The sequence below is a fragment of the Bradyrhizobium algeriense genome (assembly GCF_036924595.1).
GTDB lineage: Bacteria > Pseudomonadota > Alphaproteobacteria > Rhizobiales > Xanthobacteraceae > Bradyrhizobium > Bradyrhizobium algeriense.
In genome coordinates this window covers 1,168,855-1,183,037 of sequence record NZ_JAZHRV010000001.1, presented here as the reverse complement: position 1 = coordinate 1,183,037, position 14,183 = coordinate 1,168,855, and the positions used below count along the sequence as shown (strand labels likewise).

The 14,183-nt window shown below is 59.4% G+C and carries 19 protein-coding genes and 3 pseudogenes; 13 read left to right on the top strand and 9 right to left on the bottom strand.

Features of this window, described 5'->3' with window-relative positions; translation table 11 throughout:
- Window positions 1-312: 312 nt before the first annotated feature.
- From V1286_RS05690 to V1286_RS05675, 4 genes and pseudogenes are all read left to right on the top strand, one after another.
- Window positions 313-462: pseudogene (locus V1286_RS05690) on the top strand (DNA topoisomerase IB); the annotation flags it as partial.
- A gap of 9 nt (window positions 463-471) precedes the next feature.
- Window positions 472-1,065, top strand: coding sequence for a DNA topoisomerase IB (locus V1286_RS05685; protein WP_334478142.1), 594 nt, complete (start codon window positions 472-474; stop codon window positions 1,063-1,065).
- Window positions 1,062-1,355, top strand: a complete 294-nt coding sequence (locus V1286_RS05680) for a hypothetical protein (RefSeq protein WP_334478141.1) — start codon at window positions 1,062-1,064, stop codon at window positions 1,353-1,355. The genes V1286_RS05685 and V1286_RS05680 overlap by 4 nt, the downstream gene beginning before the upstream one ends.
- Window positions 1,356-1,913: 558 nt before the next feature.
- Window positions 1,914-2,405 (top strand): annotated as a pseudogene (locus tag V1286_RS05675) (ATP-dependent DNA ligase); the annotation flags it as partial.
- Between the two features lie 99 nt (window positions 2,406-2,504).
- Here V1286_RS05675 and V1286_RS05670 read toward each other — a convergent pair.
- From V1286_RS05670 to V1286_RS05660, 3 genes and pseudogenes are all read right to left on the bottom strand, one after another.
- The gene (locus tag V1286_RS05670) at window positions 2,505-2,831 is read right to left on the bottom strand and encodes a hypothetical protein (RefSeq protein ID WP_334478139.1); all 327 of its coding nucleotides are present in this window, start codon (window positions 2,829-2,831) and stop codon (window positions 2,505-2,507) included.
- A 444-nt stretch (window positions 2,832-3,275) separates the two neighbouring features.
- Window positions 3,276-4,376 carry a sensor histidine kinase gene (locus V1286_RS05665; RefSeq protein ID WP_334478137.1) on the bottom strand — a complete coding sequence of 367 codons (1,101 nt, stop codon included), beginning with the start codon at window positions 4,374-4,376 and terminating at the stop codon, window positions 3,276-3,278.
- A 209-nt stretch (window positions 4,377-4,585) separates the two neighbouring features.
- Window positions 4,586-5,201, bottom strand: a pseudogene (locus tag V1286_RS05660) (transposase); the annotation flags it as partial.
- On the opposite strand from V1286_RS05660, the gene V1286_RS05655 reads away from it, so the two are divergent.
- Window positions 5,145-5,723 carry a hypothetical protein gene (locus V1286_RS05655; RefSeq protein WP_334490249.1) on the top strand — a complete coding sequence of 193 codons (579 nt, stop codon included), beginning with the start codon at window positions 5,145-5,147 and terminating at the stop codon, window positions 5,721-5,723. The pseudogene V1286_RS05660 and the gene V1286_RS05655 sit on opposite strands and share 57 nt — an antisense overlap.
- 294 nt (window positions 5,724-6,017) lie before the next feature.
- On the opposite strand, the gene V1286_RS05650 is transcribed toward V1286_RS05655, so the two are convergent.
- Complete coding sequence (locus V1286_RS05650) at window positions 6,018-6,251, bottom strand: hypothetical protein (protein WP_334478135.1); 234 nt, start codon at window positions 6,249-6,251, stop codon at window positions 6,018-6,020.
- A 312-nt stretch (window positions 6,252-6,563) separates the two neighbouring features.
- Window positions 6,564-6,878: a hypothetical protein gene (locus tag V1286_RS05645; protein WP_334478134.1), complete on the bottom strand. Its 315-nt coding sequence runs from the start codon at window positions 6,876-6,878 to the stop codon at window positions 6,564-6,566.
- Between the two features lie 237 nt (window positions 6,879-7,115).
- Between V1286_RS05645 and V1286_RS39115 the strand changes: the two genes are divergently transcribed.
- The 5 genes from V1286_RS39115 to V1286_RS05630 all read left to right on the top strand — a co-directional run bounded on the left by V1286_RS39115 (window position 7,116) and on the right by V1286_RS05630 (window position 8,772).
- The gene (locus V1286_RS39115; RefSeq protein ID WP_465249078.1) at window positions 7,116-7,298 is read left to right on the top strand and encodes an ATP-dependent DNA ligase; all 183 of its coding nucleotides are present in this window, start codon (window positions 7,116-7,118) and stop codon (window positions 7,296-7,298) included.
- Complete coding sequence (locus tag V1286_RS39110; RefSeq protein WP_465249077.1) at window positions 7,299-7,442, top strand: hypothetical protein; 144 nt, start codon at window positions 7,299-7,301, stop codon at window positions 7,440-7,442.
- A gap of 77 nt (window positions 7,443-7,519) precedes the next feature.
- Entirely contained in the window at window positions 7,520-7,945 is a 426-nt protein-coding gene (locus V1286_RS39105; protein WP_465249076.1) for an ATP dependent DNA ligase, read from the top strand.
- Complete coding sequence (locus V1286_RS05635; RefSeq protein ID WP_334478133.1) at window positions 7,945-8,136, top strand: hypothetical protein; 192 nt, start codon at window positions 7,945-7,947, stop codon at window positions 8,134-8,136. Before V1286_RS39105 ends, V1286_RS05635 begins: the two co-directional genes overlap by 1 nt.
- 258 nt (window positions 8,137-8,394) lie before the next feature.
- A complete protein-coding gene (locus V1286_RS05630) occupies window positions 8,395-8,772 on the top strand; it encodes a hypothetical protein (protein ID WP_334478132.1) in 378 nt (125 codons plus the stop codon).
- Window positions 8,773-9,111: 339 nt separating this feature from the next.
- On the opposite strand, the gene V1286_RS05625 is transcribed toward V1286_RS05630, so the two are convergent.
- From V1286_RS05625 to V1286_RS05615, 3 genes are all read right to left on the bottom strand, one after another.
- Window positions 9,112-9,261 (bottom strand): C40 family peptidase, encoded by a 150-nt coding sequence (locus V1286_RS05625; protein ID WP_334478131.1) that lies wholly within the window; start codon window positions 9,259-9,261, stop codon window positions 9,112-9,114.
- Between the two features lie 160 nt (window positions 9,262-9,421).
- Entirely contained in the window at window positions 9,422-9,811 is a 390-nt protein-coding gene (locus V1286_RS05620; RefSeq protein WP_334478130.1) for a YihY/virulence factor BrkB family protein, read from the bottom strand.
- The gene (locus V1286_RS05615; protein WP_334478129.1) at window positions 9,796-10,515 is read right to left on the bottom strand and encodes a YihY/virulence factor BrkB family protein; all 720 of its coding nucleotides are present in this window, start codon (window positions 10,513-10,515) and stop codon (window positions 9,796-9,798) included. Before V1286_RS05615 ends, V1286_RS05620 begins: the two co-directional genes overlap by 16 nt.
- A 535-nt stretch (window positions 10,516-11,050) precedes the next feature.
- Between V1286_RS05615 and V1286_RS05610 the strand changes: the two genes are divergently transcribed.
- On the top strand, window positions 11,051-11,911 hold the full coding sequence (locus tag V1286_RS05610; RefSeq protein ID WP_334478128.1) for a hypothetical protein: 861 nt from the start codon (window positions 11,051-11,053) through the stop codon (window positions 11,909-11,911).
- Window positions 11,912-11,958: 47 nt separating this feature from the next.
- On the opposite strand, the gene V1286_RS05605 is transcribed toward V1286_RS05610, so the two are convergent.
- Window positions 11,959-12,744, bottom strand: coding sequence for a biosynthetic peptidoglycan transglycosylase (locus V1286_RS05605; RefSeq protein ID WP_334478127.1), 786 nt, complete (start codon window positions 12,742-12,744; stop codon window positions 11,959-11,961).
- Window positions 12,745-13,216: 472 nt separating this feature from the next.
- On the opposite strand from V1286_RS05605, the gene V1286_RS05600 reads away from it, so the two are divergent.
- Both V1286_RS05600 and V1286_RS05595 read left to right on the top strand, forming a co-directional pair.
- A complete protein-coding gene (locus tag V1286_RS05600) occupies window positions 13,217-13,522 on the top strand; it encodes a hypothetical protein (RefSeq protein WP_334478126.1) in 306 nt (101 codons plus the stop codon).
- A 292-nt stretch (window positions 13,523-13,814) separates the two neighbouring features.
- The gene (locus tag V1286_RS05595; protein ID WP_334478124.1) at window positions 13,815-14,012 is read left to right on the top strand and encodes a hypothetical protein; all 198 of its coding nucleotides are present in this window, start codon (window positions 13,815-13,817) and stop codon (window positions 14,010-14,012) included.
- Window positions 14,013-14,183 lie beyond the last annotated feature (171 nt).

Sequence of the window (14,183 nt, the reverse complement as noted above, 5' to 3'; positions counted from 1 at the left end):
CGAAGCGTCGCCGCCGGGCGCCCGGCAACTCCTACCCGCCGGAGCGGCGCGGCGAAACCGGCCACGGGAAGGCGCGGCGGGCGCCACCGCAGAGCCGGTTGGCCCAAGATAGCTTCAGCGGCGCCCGCTCTTTGAGCCCACCGCTAAACAGTGGCGTTGTTGATAGCTTATGCCTTTTCTGCCTCTTCAAAACCTCAAGGAACCTCCCTTGATCAGAAAGGTTCATTTGAGGGCAGGATAGGAGGCGGGTGTGTTGCTGGTCGAGCCACCGGATAGCGCGCAGGCGATCGTCGTCGACCCGCGGGATGCCGAATAGCGGGCCTGAGCTATGTTTCCGACGAACGGCCCGGTATTCGGCGCAAGAAGGCGGGGACGGGATTCAGCTACGCACGACCCGACGGCTCGAGGCTCATCGAGCCTGACGCACTGAAGCGGATAAGAGCACTCGCGATCCCGCCCGCCTGGACTGACGTGTGGATCTGCCCGTTTCCGGATGGCCATATCCAGGCAACCGGCCGTGACGCAAAGGGTCGCAAGCAATATCGTTACCATGCGCGCTTCCGCGAGGTGCGGGAAAGCACGAAGTACGAGCACGTGGTCGCATTTGCAGGCATGCTGCCTTCCATTCGGGAAACGGTACGCGAGCACATGGCATTGCGCGGTCTGCCGCGGGAAAAAGTTCTGGCAACCGTCGTGCATCTCCTGGAGACCACGTTGATACGTGTAGGGAATGACGATTACGCCAGGCAGAACAATAGCTATGGCCTGACCACGTTGAAGAACCGGCACGTGGGCGTCGAGGGAAACGAGGTTCGTTTTCGCTTCACCGGTAAAGGGGGCAAACAATGGTCGCTGCGCGTACGCGACCGGCGCCTCGCCAAGATCATTAGGGCCTGTCAGGAGCTCCCCGGGCAGGAGCTCCTTCAGTACATCGATGAACCAGGTAATTGCCAGGATGTCACATCGACCGACGTGAATGAGTATCTCAAGGCAATACCGGTAAAGACATTACGGCAAAGGATTTCCGAACCTTGGCGGGGACGGTGCTGGCGGCCTTGGCCTTGAGCGAACTTGAAAGCTTCGACAACGCCGCTCAGGCCAAGCGCAATCTTCGCGGCGCGATCGAAAAAGTCTCCGCACGGCTCGGCAACACGCCGACGATCTGCAGGAAGTGCTACATCCATCCGGAAGAGCTGAACTCCTACATGGATGGAAACCTGGTCCTCGAGATCAAGTCACAAGCCGAGAACGAGCTTCGGAGCGCTGTCCAAAATCTGAAGCCGGAGGAAGCCGCCGTGTTCGGCGTTACTACGCGGCCGGCTCGCCAAAGAGACGGAGCAGCCGGAAAACGCTGATCTTAAAGAGTCGTCTGGCAAAGCGGCGGACGCATGTTGCTTGACTGTTAGTGCCCGGGCCTGTCAACGGAGCGCGCAATCGCCACTCTGTTGTTCCCGATCACCTTTGCTGACCTTACTACCGTCCGGACCTTGTTTCGGATTTGCCAGCCGATGCGCCAGCTTCTCATCCTCAAGCTGCTGGATGGGCTGTTGGGCTGGCGAGCGTCCGGTTTGCGCCGCCAATAACGCCTGGTTCGATGAAGTTGGATGTGGCCCTTTGGCGACCTCGTCATCAGCTCCAATGTCGGCTTTGCGCGATTAGGGCGGCGCGCGCCCCATCATGCTGGATTTGACCGAGCGCTTGGTGGCGCAGTCGATACATGCGATCAGTAGAAGAGCGTCGACGCCAGCGGACTCGTTCGAGGCTTGGAGCTTCCTCGACGAACCCGCAACCGCCGCCGCTGCATTGCCCCACACACGCGAAGCCTACCCTTCATTCCGGTTGCGTCTGTACGATACTGACCACAAAGGAACGGAATCCGCATCAGCCGGAACGCCGAACGTCTACATTCGTCGGGCGACGACTGGGCCAACCGTTTCAAGAAGATTGCCGCCGACGCCTGGCACATCGACGCGGCTCCGCGATCTCGACGGCGAGATCGTGGTGCACGCAGCCGACGGCACCACCGACTCCTCCGTGCTTCAGAATGAGCTGATGGCACGAACTCGCAAGATCGTGCTGGTAGCCTTCGACCTGCTCTATCTCAACGGTTACGATCTGCGGAAAGTGCCGCTGTTCGAATCAAGGCGCTGCTGAAGAAGATCATCGCCGATGCCGAGGTGCCGTTTTCCGAAAGCTTCGAAGTCGACGGGCCGCATATGTTTCGCGCACGCCTGCAAGGTCGGTCCGGAAGGCGTCGTCTCAAAAGTGCGCGACAGCCGCTACACCTCCGGCCGCATCGCATCAATGACTGAGTGAAGAAAACCTGCGCTCAGCGCAAAACGCTGACCATCGCCGGCTTCGCCCTCGACGGCAACAGATGGGACGGCATCTATGTGGGGCCTCGATAGAACTCCCGCTTATAGCCGCGGGGTAATTATAGCATAGCTAGGAGCCTAGATCTCGATCGGCGTCCTTCGGGCAAATTCGGGGTGACGATCTCAGGCCTACTCCGGGCCGAATGATACGACCATGACACCGTCGATCTTGATCAGGAATGTCATTGTCGGCATGTCAGATGCCGGGGCCTGCCCGACCGCATGCCGGAACGCCGCGATCTCCTCTTGTGCTGCTAGTCGGGGGACCAGCGCTGAATTTGGCGCGCAGATCGGAGCGCCGTTCGATGTGAGCGCAAAAAGATCGGTCCGCAGGTCGGCGTCGCGGCAGATGTCCTGCGCCTCTGCAAGGTCAAGTGCTTCAAAGGCAAGCGTTGGCCTACGATCGACGTCGAGGACGAACACTTGAAGTGAACCGATTTCCTTCGGCCGCTGCAATGGTCCGCGTGCTGACACTGCAAGAGATCCTTATGATCATCTCTTCCTGTGAGCATAGAATAAGGCTGAGAAGGACATGTTCCTAGCGGAACAGACCTCTTCCTAGCGGAACAGACCTCGAACGACCGGCATAACCAGCTCGGGGAATTCCGTATTAGGAAATCTCGTTCTAAAGCCGGCAAGATCGTTGGATTCGGCTTCTCTGAAGCCCGGGTTCGCGTGCCGTTGGATGGGCTCCGTCGGCCAATAACGCTGCATCGTCGGTTCGACGCGTCAGTATACATGGGTTCGGAAGCGCCACAGCGAAAAATCAGAAAAATCATCAAACAATTACAGTGGCTTACGAGACGGCCCGATTTACTCTTGCACAGTTCGCAGGGCGGCCTCGGTTCAGCGACTAACCCGGGTCCGCTCGCCTGCGCTTCGGGACGCCAGCGATCTGCGCTAGTGCCGGACCGGCAATTTGTGGCCAAAGGTTAGCGTCACGCGAACGCCGCGGTCCCGCTCGGTTTCGACGACCAAATCCGTTTTCGTATTCTCGTGCAGCGTCTGCACGATCAGCGATCCTATCTTTCCGGGAACGGGCCATTGGCCTCCTTCCGGCAAGCCAACGCCATCGTCTGCTACCACGACGCGATATCTTTCGGGATCTTGCCGTAGGCAATGCAGCGTAATCGTTCCGCCGGGTCGGCCCGCAAAGGCGTACTTGAATGCATTGGTCACTAGTTCGTTCGCGATCAAACCAACGGGCAACGCAACGTTTATGGAAGTTGGTGTGTGGTCGACCTTGACGTCGAGCCGGATGCCTTCGGCCGCATGCGCATTCATGACAGCTGATGCGATCTGGTTCAGGTAATTGCCCAAGTCGATCTCGCTCTGCTGTCCGTCCGGCGAGAGGGCCTGATATATGATAAACAGGGATTCGATACGACCAGCAAGCGCCGCCAAATTGACCTTCTCGCCCCGTCTGTCGGCTCTCGCTTCAAGTCGGATTAGAGCAACGATGAGCTGCAGGTTGTTTTTGACGCGGTGTTGCAACTCGCGAAGGAGCAGATCCTGCCCCCTCGCCTTGCGCTCGAGCTCCTCGCGCTCGTTAAGCCGGCTTGTGACGTCGATTAGCGCCGCAACGCGGTAGTTCTCTGTCCCGTCTTCCTTCTCGATCACTCCGCAGAACGCTTCGACTACCAATGGTATTGGCTGCATTCGCCTGAATGTGCCCAGAAAGTCGTCACCATTATTCAGCATTGATTTTGCAAGGGTCTTGTTTTGATCCTTCTCGTCTACGAACGAAGCGAGTATCGACCAGGAGCGGCCGGCAAACTCCGGCAATTTCATACCGATCACCCCTTCGAAGGCTTCGTTCGTATAGCAAATGCGGTGATCGCCTCGCACGAATTTGGCGATGATGATCGGGATCGGGATGCGGTCGAGGAGTTGACGGAACTCCTCGCTGTTGATCGCTTTGGCCACATCAACCGCATCAAAGAGATCGTTGATCTGCGCTGCCGCGTCAGAAGCGAGGTCGTGCGGATCTGGCCCTTTCATGGCCTACATCTCCCCCGATGCAGAACCGTGTGCATCGCTTTGCTAAGGCCGACCTCGGGAACCGGCGAAACTGCCGCGGCGACCTAAAGCAATGCTCTACAGTAGCGATGGTTCCTCCCGTCGATTAGCCGGTCTGGGGGACGCTCTCAGAAGACCACGATCTGGTATTTTCGAACTGATCTAAGGCTCGGACTAGTGGCTCTGCACAGTTATGACTCTTTGGAAGTGGCGGGATAGGCGCGGCCCCTTTGGCGCGGGGCGTTGTCTGTTGTGAACATCCATCTGATGCGTGAGCGGGCGGCATTTCGCTTCCGTTCCCAGCGGCGTTTTTCGCGGCGCAGCCGCTTGGGATCGTCGATCCTGCGATCCAGGCACTGGCCCCGCAGGACGCCGATTTCGATTTCAACCATGTTGAGCCAGCTTGCGTGCTTGGGGGTGTAGTGGAACTCGAGCCGCCGCAAGATCCGCCTGGCTTCGGCAGGTGGGAACGCCTGATACAAGGCGCCCGCGGGGTGGGTCGATAAAATTATCCTGGACGACCCGAACGCCCTCCGCATCGGGATAATGGACGTCGACGAGGTCGCGCATGCATTGGGCGTAGTCTCGTGCCGCGTGCCGCGCGCCGTGCGGTGATTTTGACTTTGCGTCAGGGACGATGCACGTCGAGGAGGACGAAGAGATTGACCGTGCCATTGCGACGGTACTCGTAATCGTAACGTTCGAGCCGGCCGGCCTGGCCGGGATGAGCTGACGCGCCTTGCCGATGAGTTGCACCGGGCTTTCGTCGAAGCGCACCACCGGCCTCTTGGGCTTGATCGCTTCCGAGCCAACGCAGCTCGCTACCGTCGGGATCTGCCAGGGCGGCTGCGGCCTCGACTTCAAGAAAAGCGCCAGAAGGCGGAGACAGAATCCAAGACAGCCGCGGGGTTAAAGTATCCTCTCAAGAAAAGGGATGATGCCCCGCAGACATACAAACTGCCTGAGCGCCCGAAGGCCCTCACACCAAAGCCAGCAACAACCCGGACGAAGGCCGAGCAGGAGTTCACCCTAGACGAGGCTGACTACCAAGAAATCCTCCGGATTTGTGAGAGTATGTCGCTGGTCATAGAGCGAAGCCCTACCGTTTTCGAGAAGGCCGAGGAAGAGTATATCCGGGTTCACTACCTAGTTCAGTTGAACGGCCAGTACCAAGGGAAGGCCACGGGCGAGACTTTCAACAACATCGGCAAGACCGACATCCTCATTAGGCAGGAGAACAAGAACGTCTTCGTTGCCGAGTGCAAGTTTTGGGGTGGGTACGAGGTGTTGAAGGACACCACGGACCAACTGCTAGGCTATACGACTTGACGGGATCAAGACCGCTCTCATCATTTTCAGCCGCAACCAAGACTCCACCAACGTCATCAACGAGGCCTAACGGGCCATAAAGGATCACCCGCACTACAAGTCAGGGCCAAAAAAGGAGGGCGAGAGCCGGTTTCGATACGTCTTTATCCATCCCGACGACAAACGGCGGGACATCATCGTGACCCTTATGCTGCGAAGAAGTGAGCAACCGTGGCAAGACGTCCGCCGAAAATCTGAGAGTCGGATGAATTCAACTTTCTAGGTTACAAGGCGAAAGTCGCGGCGTGAGTCGCCTCACTGTGCCATCGCCATCTTGAATTCCGTGATCTTCCGCCCGCCGTCCCATAGCTCTACGTCGTGACCGTCCACGAGCAATTTGGCGCGCTCTTTGGCTGCTTCGTCATCGTCGCATTCAATGTCCACGCGATGGACGATATGGCCGTTCCAGCCGATCAGGTACGCTCGATAGGCGTGCATGGGTGCGCCTTTCATCACCTCGGCGATTGCAGCCCAGGCGACCGCAGCCAATCGTTGATGTGGCTCGCTGTGTCTAATTGCCTGACCTTCGTAGCAAGCGCATCATGCTGAGGCCCTTGCGGGGTGGCGGCTAGCTGCCCTTCGGTTCTGGCTTTTTCGGCTGCGATTCGATCCTCAAAAGAGTAAGCTTTGGAGCGGACGCGGCGCTGCATGACTACCTCTCTCGATTAGGGGTCCTAGACAGTTGTTCAACTGAGAACGCCGTGATTAACGAAACTGATCCAGCGTTCCGTCTGGTACCCGACGCTAAAAGTGAATTTGGAGACGGAACCAGGAGACGGAACGAGCTTAGCCCTTGCGCATTCATTCCCCGTGCCGGTCCGACCCCGGCACATTCCCCGTGACGCGACGGCCTCGGTCACCCCCGCCGAGGCCATTTCGGTTCGGCAGTTCAAGCGCGCGCCTTCTTCTTTTCCCGGCCTTCTTCTCGACCCGTACGCCCTTAAATTTTTTCGCGGACTTTTTCTTCTTCGCCGATTTCTTCAGTGCCGTGAACTCTCCGGACTTCTTGCTCCGCTTGGTCCATGCCGTCGCGCCGCCCAGCCGGGCCTTCACCTGCGATCGCTTCTTAACCGCGCCTTTCCTCGCGTTGTCGCCTACCGGTTTATTGACTGCCACACTCATCCTCCCGTTGCTTTACATCTGGTGACGAAGGGAGAATCTTTGTTGCTTCCGAATGTTCCCGGGCGCCGGAGCAGCACAGCAATTCAGGAACGAATACGGGAGTATTGAAACGATCTAATTTGTTGAGTTGGAGTTTTGGGCGTGGCGTTTCAGCGCAAAAAGCGGCGGTGATCGGCGTGAAGGCGCCCTTCCCCGGTTTCGTCGAGCCCGCGCTGGCGGTCGATCGAGAAGGTGCCGTCCGGCGCCCGCTGGATCCATGAGATCAAGTTCGACGGCTACCGCGTCCAGCTCCATATCCACAATGATGCGATCAAGGTTTTCACCCGGCGCGGCAATGATTGGACCAGACGCTTCAGCAAAGTCGCGGCCGATGCCTATCTGATCAACGCCGGCAGCGCGATCATCGACGGCTAGGTGGTGGCACCGGCCGCCGATGGCACCACGGATTTCTCGCTGCTGCAGAACGAGCTGCGCCGCAAGTCAACACGAATCGTCATGGTTGCTTTCGACCTGATCTATCTCAACGGCCAGGACCTGCGGAAGCTGCCGCTGATCTAGCGCAAGGCGCATCTTAAAAGTTAATCGAGAAGACGGCGATCCAGTTCGGCGAAAGTTTCGAGGTCGACGGCAAAGAGATGTTCGCGCACGCCTGCAAGGTCGGCCTCGAAGGCGTCGTCTCCAAGGTCCGCGATAGCCGCTACCCATCGGGGCCCGGCCGGGACTGGGTCAAGAAAACCTGCACCCAGCGCGAGACGTTGACCATCGCGGGCTTTGCACTGGACGGCAACGATTGGGATGGCATCTATGTCGGCCGCCGTAAGGGCGATGACCTGATCTATGCCGGCAAGGTCGATCACGGCTTCGACAAGCAATCATCCGCTGAGCTGCGCAAGCGCCTGACGCCACTGATCCGAAAAACCCAGCCCTATACCAAGCGGATCGCGCCCGAGGGCATCTGGGTTGAGCCGGAATTGCTCGCCGAAATCGAGTACCGAGCCAAATCGGGTGAGGGCAAGGTGCGCCATCCCTTCTTCTTCAGAAGCCTAAGGGAGGACCTTTGATGGACGATTTCGATCGCTTCTGGGAGTGGGCAAACAAGCCGCTCGACAGTGGGCTGACGATCCCGGCCGACATTCATCACACGGTCACGTCGCTACCGCCGGAAGCGCGGCGCGACCGTGCCAAGGTCAATGAGGCCCTGCGCATGGTACAAGAGACCGCCGTTGGAAATTCCGCGCTACACCGGCCGTAACTCGGACAGACGAGTACGCCTCAGCCCGCCATCGGGCCACTGGGGACGAGTGGTGAAACGATCGCAAAAAATCACGTTCAGCGAAATGCACGAATCAGGTTCGTCGCGTCTTGGTCTACTGTTCCGATTACAAATGCAGCCACTCATAAAGATGAACGCTGATATGTGGCCGGTGGTCGCAACATTGGCGCGGAACATCCGCGAGCACCGGCCATTGTCCTGTTCGCTTAGCTGGGGCGCTACCGGAGGAACGAATTCATGGCATACCATCCGAACGATGCCCATCGTGCGGGCCGGAGTGAAGAGGAAATGCGGCGTCGCGATAACGAGCTGCAAGCCGATCCCCAGCTCGTCGAAGGTCCCGCCAGCGGCATCAAGGTCGCAATGTACGCCATCGCCATCGCAGTTGTGCTGGGTGTCGTGTTCTACGGCCTGAATAACAACAGCGTGGACCAGGCGGGCACCACGCCGCCCAGCGAGACCGCGCAGCAGACCCAGCCGGCCAACCCTGCGGGGCCTTCGGGCAAGACCACCAACACCGAGCCCGACACGACCACGGGCGCGGCGACGACCAACCGTCCGACGCCGCCGTCTCCGAACCCCACAGGTACGGAAGTCGATCGCAGCAAACAGTAAAGGTCAATAAAAATGGCCCCAGCGCGAGGCATGCGCCGAGGCCATCCAAAGTATAACCTTCCTAACAGTACCCCATCCGGCGTTCCGATAGAAGCGGGAAAAGATGGCAGCGTCTGCCCAATAGTGAACAGAACGTGGAAGATCGTTGAGCCCGCAGCCTGCGTCGGGGCCGTTCTAAGGAACCTGCAGCGTTGCTGAGAGTCGAATCCATCGCTCCCGGGGAATCGTGGAGACAAACCGGGAGAAAGTGGCGGCCTCAGCTAACTCCGTGCTGGGGCCGTTTCTCATTCAGAGCGGTCAGATACACTCTACCACAACTTCCAATTAATTTGGTTCAAGTCACGGGCTGACATGTGCAATGATCCGCGAGCGCGGATAAACGCCCTCGCCGACCACCCGGCCGTGGTTCCCTGAAATCACGATCGGGTCGCCGGCAGGCGTGAAGCCTGAGACGAGACCGACGTGACCGCCGCCTCGGCGTCTTGTCACCACCATCGCCCCGACCTCTGGTCGATCTGCGCGACCTCAGCCAAGTGATGGCACATATTGACGATCAGGACATCGGACTATGAGCACTTCACCGGATGCTCGGATGGGAGCGGCGATGTCAAAGCTCAACTGGCTCGCTGCGCCGTGTGTTACTTGCCCGCTAATAATTCTGCGCCGGTCCAACGCTACCGGCCATGCCAGCTCCGCGAGCTCCCAATGGATCAGCCGCTCCTGTCGTCGTGTCGCGTGCGGTCTGGTGCTCCATTTCGGCGTTAAGTTCGGCCCCGATCAGGATCACGATCGCAGACAACCAAATCCAGGTCATGAAGCCGATGACCGCGCCCAAGGACCCGTAGGTCCGATTGAAGCTCCCAAAATTCGCAGCGTACCATGAGAATAGCATGGAGACCGCAATCCAGGCGAAAGCGGCGAGCGCGCTCCCCCACGTGATCCACCGCCATCGCGGCTTCTCGCGCGATGGTCCGTAGCGATAAACAAGAGCAAGTGCCAATGTGAGGACGGCAACAGCGCCGGTCAGCGACCGGCCCACACAAGAAATTCTGCTAATTCCGACAAGCCTAGATATTTGAGTGCGGACGGCAGAACGACCAAAGCGGCGATGGCTACTAGCACGAAGACAATGCCGGCAGCGGTGAACGCAAGCGAGATGGCGTTCAGCTTGATGAGGCTTTGCGCCTCTGTTTCGGCGTACGCGACGTTGAGCGTGTCGAAGACCGACTTCATTGCCGCGTTCGCGCTCCACAAGGATACGGCAAGTCCGACGATGAAGGTCAGCCCGAGCGTGCTGCCACGCTGGGATGCGACCCGGGGTGAGTTCGTCCCGGATGACATCGATCGCGCCTCCTGGCAGCAGGCCCGACAGCTTCTCCAGATGAACGTGAGCGTTGCGGGGTCCGAGAACAGCCCATAGATCGCGACCAGGGCCGCGATGGCAGGAAATATGGCCAGCCGAGTGTAGAACGTCACGCCGGCGGCCAGAGCAATGATCCGGTGTTCGGAGATGTTGTGAAAAACCCGGAGCAGAATGTCCTTCCATCCGCGCGCCGAAATCTCCGAGGGCGCGCTTGCGAGACGGCCGCGTCCTTCATCCGGTGCCCCCATATGATCGACTGGTACCGGCGACAGCCGCCGCGGCCGAAAGCCGGCTACGAACAGGGCTATGGTGGTCACGGTAGCCCAAATCGGCGGGCGGTCGTCTATCCGCGGAAGTTGCCCTCGGTCAGAGAGGCGCATTTTCGGCCTTCCATGGCTGTATCATCAAGTACCCATGGCGATTTCGATGACGATGCATCGCTGGTCCTTACCGAAGCCGATTTTCTGAATCGACTATCCAGGTTGATTACCACCTGCACTGGAACAGTTTTGAGACCTGCTAGGATTGCCCGTGCCACGGGTCGACGTTCGATGTCGGCGGTCAGCCGATCAGTCCTCGGGCCATCGGCCCCTGGCGACGGTTGAGCGCTGACAACTGCTTCTGCGGCGGTTTACGCTAAGCACCTTCCTATTTAGCCAATCGATCCCGTCGGCGGCCGATGGAGGAGCCCCGTCTCCTTACCGGATTGGAACAGGGTTCGCTCTCCCGAATTGTGCTCTTTAGAGGAAGCGTATGGAGACTGCGCTGAAGGCGTGGCCCACGATGTGCCGCGCCTACATTTCCAGCCAATTCAATAACCAGGAGCGGGACATGCACCAGCTAATCTATCTCGTTGGACTGATCGTAGTAATCCTCGCCATCCTTTCCTTCTTCGGGCTTCGTTGAGCAATTGCCATGACCACGATCGAAGAGGAACGGATCTATCCGGGCCATATCGCAGCTCCCAGCTATCTTGGCTGGACGCCTGCCATCGCAGGAGCGTTGATCGCAACGGCGCTTTCCGCCGTTCTGATCGCCTTCGGAACGGCCATCGGATTGGGCGTGGCATCCTCCGCGCCGACCTGGCGCGACGCCTCGGTGGCGCTTTGGCTGCTATCGGGCATCTATCTGATATTAGTATCGCTGGTCAGTTTCGGCCTCGGCGGCTACGTTGCCGGCCGCATCCAAACGACCATGCCTGCCGCTGATGCCGGTGAGGTCGAGTACAGGGACGGCCTCCACGGCCTGGCTGCCTGGGCCATCGCCGTCGTCATGACCGTACTCATCACCGCTCTGCTCGGAAGCGCGACCCTTGCGCGTGCGCCTTCCACCCAAACCGCGCCCGCCGCCAGTGCGGCGGAGCCGATGTTGAGTTACGAACTCGACCGGCTGTTCCGTCCGGCGCGACGAACACCCAATGCCGAGACGGCGACGGAGCGTGCGGAAGCCGGACGTGTTCTGCTCACCTCCTCCAGCCACAGCGGCGTCGCGGCCGAGGACCGCGCCTATCTGGTGCAGTTGGTGAGTGGCGTTACCGCGCTGGCAGGCCCCGACGTCGAACGCCGCGTCGACAACATCATCGCCAGCGCCAAGACCGCGATTGTCCGTTCGCGGCGCAGCGCCATCATCGCGGCATTTTCGGTCGCGACTTCAATATTGCTTGGAGCTGTCGTGGCGTGGTTCGCGGCTTGCGAGGGCGGTCGCCATCGCGATGGCGCGGAGCCGGCCTGGCTGACAAATCGTCCTTTGACAGCAAGAGAACAAGGTATCCCTTGAATGGAGGCTGCCGCCACGCCGTCCACCACGCGGCTGCAAGGCGATGTTCATGAGCCAGAACACGATACGATTCGCAGAGGTGATCGGCTCCGGCGCCCTTCATCTCTGGCCGGACCTGTTGCGCGAAATTCAGGAACGTCTATTCGAGGAAGCCGTTCTGGACGATCAGGCGTTTCGGCACGCATTGGCGCTTTACCTGCACGACCATCATCCTCGCACGGCGCGTCGAGCACGTGCTCGGCCCGCTGACGCGCGGCTTCAGGATTGCGGATTGGATTGTAAGCCGAAGGCGCTTGAATCAGACCGGCGAGCATGGCGGCTTCAGCCAAGGAAAGCGCGGCCAGCCCCTTTCCAAAATACACGCGAGCAGCGGCCAATACTCCGTAGGCTCCGCCGCCAAGATAGACGCGGTTCAGGTATTCGGTGAGGATCGCGTCCTTATCCATGTGAAAGCCGAGCCATAGCGCTGCGAATGCTTCGCGCAGTTTGCGGTTCATCGACTGTTCGCGCCCGACAAGACCGCGCAGCCTCACGAGCTGCTGGGTGATTGTGCTCCCGCCCTGGACAACCCCGCCGGAATCGAGGTTCACCGTCGCTGCGCGCAGCATTGAGACGGGATCGATCCCGACATGCTGGTAGAAGCGGCGATCTTCGATGCTCAGCACCGCCTTGACGAGCAAGTCCGGGAAGGCGTTGCGCGCAGCTGCGTCCGCGAGAGGTCCGGCGCGTCCGAGCGGGCGGCCGTCCGCCGCTTTCATCAGAAGGGAATGCCGGTCGAAGCGCGCCGGCGTGTCAGCGGACGGCGCACCGTACAGCGCCCACAGGGATGCCACCGGTGATCACGGCCCGCTCGCCCTTTGAAGCTGCCTTCGTGGACTGCTTCGTCCTAAGGCGTGATCGCGCGCGTCTCAGTCAGCTTGATAATGCGCACTGGTGGCGCGAAGCGGCCTTGCCGGCATGAACGGCATTTGGGGGCTCAACTGGATCGTGGAATGGCCCTGCACTTCAGCCGCATCGCTCCCGCGACAGAGGAGTTAGAGATATGGAGCGCGACCGAACGCGGCTTCTCATTCGTAATCAGCAACGAAAGCAGCAGCGGTCCCGGCCTCCACGGGCGGCTGGGTGTGCTTTGTAGCTTCCTGGCGCCCCATCAATCTCAACCGGACTGCCATCAGGGTAGGCGGATCACCCTTTAGGACGTTTGCCGAAGCCGAGAAGGCCTGTGAGGCCATGCTGGTGAACCTGACCACGTAGCCCTTGCCCCGACTAGTCGCCTCGGGTTGGATGAGCCCCGGGGCGAGGGAGATGTCGGAACGTTCATCAGAATGGAGCCGCAAGTTTGACGCGCCGATCGCGCTGAGCGACGGGCGCAAGCTTGTCACCCTGCATGACGCCGCTACTTACATAACCGCCTTACCCGACGAAGAACCCTCCGCAGCCGAATGGCAGGCCGCCATCGAGGCGCTGATACTGGTGGTCGAGCTAGGCGGTCCAACCATGTTCGCGCGGATCGGCGTGATGCGAGCGTTGAACCGTAGCTGTGTTCGGAAGTTCAATCCATCCCGCAAGCAACATCATTGGGGCCGACGCAAGCTGAAGAGAGACCAATGAGCATTTTCGTTTACGTCAACACGAGCAGGTAGGTCGGCGACAAAGACCACATCAAGGTATTCGCAAACGTGGATGCCGCGGAAAAGTGGTTCGAGGAGAACGATCCTGAAGGCGTGGCTTTTGAGTATGAGGTGTTGGAGTAAACGGCGGCGCATGATTAATCTGTGCGCCTCTGCCATTCGCACCTGCTGGTGCTCGACGGCGAGCGATTGATAGTAGCTCGGTGTTGCATTTTGGTAACCCATGCTTCTGCTCACAAGCGATAAGCTCTGGCGCTTTGGGAGAGACGCACATGGACGTGTATTTCAACACCAAACGTGATCTGCTCGTTGTGAAGAAGGGATTTCCGATGCCGCCTATTGCGGCGCAGGGAAAATGGCGCAAGAGCAAAAAGAGAGTTGTCAAAGTCAGCGACGAGATCAGATCAGCGCTCCAGCGGCAGGGCTACTACATGCGCAAAGTAAGGGACCTGCATAGTAATAGAGACTAGTGCACCAGATCATCCAGTCGGCCGCTTGCGCAACGTCTGCATGCGCGTCCCAAAGGATGAAGAAGGCATCGCTGCGACCGTTTGCGACGCGGTGCCGACAAGGAAGTTCAGTAGCGCGTAAAAGCAATGCGTTACGCCGTTTCTAGGCGTCTGATCTCCACGCCGCGACAT

Coding starts and splice junctions, on each gene's coding strand:
- V1286_RS05595 (WP_334478124.1), top strand. CDS start 13,815: ATGGACGTGTATTTCAACACCAAACGTGATCTGCTCGTTGTGAAGAAG.
- V1286_RS05635 (WP_334478133.1), top strand. CDS start 7,945: ATGGACGATTTCGATCGCTTCTGGGAGTGGGCAAACAAGCCGCTCGAC.
- V1286_RS05630 (WP_334478132.1), top strand. CDS start 8,395: ATGGCATACCATCCGAACGATGCCCATCGTGCGGGCCGGAGTGAAGAG.
- V1286_RS05615 (WP_334478129.1), bottom strand. CDS start 10,515: ATGCGCCTCTCTGACCGAGGGCAACTTCCGCGGATAGACGACCGCCCG.
- V1286_RS05610 (WP_334478128.1), top strand. CDS start 11,051: ATGACCACGATCGAAGAGGAACGGATCTATCCGGGCCATATCGCAGCT.
- V1286_RS05600 (WP_334478126.1), top strand. CDS start 13,217: ATGTCGGAACGTTCATCAGAATGGAGCCGCAAGTTTGACGCGCCGATC.
- V1286_RS05665 (WP_334478137.1), bottom strand. CDS start 4,376: ATGAAAGGGCCAGATCCGCACGACCTCGCTTCTGACGCGGCAGCGCAG.
- V1286_RS39105 (WP_465249076.1), top strand. CDS start 7,520: ATGTTCGCGCACGCCTGCAAGGTCGGCCTCGAAGGCGTCGTCTCCAAG.